Origin of the sequence: Streptomyces sp. NPDC017936, assembly GCF_044328485.1 — a bacterium.
GTDB lineage: Bacteria > Actinomycetota > Actinomycetes > Streptomycetales > Streptomycetaceae > Streptomyces.
In genome coordinates this window covers 1-1,088 of sequence record NZ_JBIRHK010000046.1, presented here as the reverse complement: position 1 = coordinate 1,088, position 1,088 = coordinate 1, and the positions used below count along the sequence as shown (strand labels likewise).

Sequence of the window (1,088 nt, the reverse complement as noted above, 5' to 3'; positions counted from 1 at the left end):
CCCCTGCTGGTGGAGCGGGAGCGGGCCCTGTTCGGTTCGTGGTACGAGTTCTTCCCGCGGTCGGAGGGCACGCCCGAGCGTCCGCACGGCACGTTCCGCACGGCGGCCCGGCGGCTGCCGGCGATCGCCGCGATGGGCTTCGACGTGGTGTACCTGCCGCCCGTCCATCCGATCGGCACCACGTTCCGCAAGGGACGCAACAACACGCTCACGCCCGGCCCGGACGACGTCGGCGTGCCGTGGGCGATCGGCTCGCCGGAGGGCGGCCACGACGCCGTGCACCCGGAGTTGGGCACGCTGGAGGACTTCGCGTGGTTCGTGGAGGAGGCGCGCGGGCTGGGGCTGGAGGTCGCGCTGGACTTCGCGCTGCAGTGCTCGCCGGACCATCCGTGGGTGGACAAGCATCCGGAGTGGTTCCACCACCGGCCGGACGGGACGATCGCGTACGCGGAGAACCCGCCGAAGAAGTACCAGGACATCTATCCGATCGCGTTCGACGCGGACATGGACGGCCTGGTCGAGGAGACCGTGCGGGTGCTGCGGCACTGGATGGCGCACGGGGTGCGGATCTTCCGGGTCGACAACCCGCACACCAAGCCGGTCGTCTTCTGGGAGCGGGTCATCGCGGACGTCAACCGCACCGACCCGGACGTGATCTTCCTGGCGGAGGCCTTCACCCGGCCCGCGATGATGCACACCCTGGCCCAGATCGGCTTCCAGCAGTCGTACACCTACTTCACCTGGCGCACCACCAAGCAGGAACTGACGGAGTACCTCACCGAACTCTCGGGTGAGGCGGCCTCCTACATGCGGCCCAACTTCTTCGCCAACACCCCCGACATCCTGCACGCCTACCTCCAGCACGGCGGCCGTGCGGCCTTCGAGGTGCGGGCGGTGCTGGCCGCGACGCTGTCGCCGACCTGGGGCATCTACAGCGGCTACGAGCTGTGCGAGAACACGCCGCTGCGGGAGGGTAGCGAGGAGTACCTCGACTCGGAGAAGTACCAGCTCAGGCCCCGTGACTGGGAGGCCGCCGAGCGCGAGGGCCGCACCATCGCCCCGCTCGTCACCCGGCTGAACGACATCCG

The 1,088-nt window shown here is 69.7% G+C and carries 1 pseudogene; it reads left to right on the top strand.

Features of this window, described 5'->3' with window-relative positions:
* Positions 1-1,088, top strand: a pseudogene (locus ACH4F6_RS39980) (alpha-1,4-glucan--maltose-1-phosphate maltosyltransferase); the annotation flags it as partial.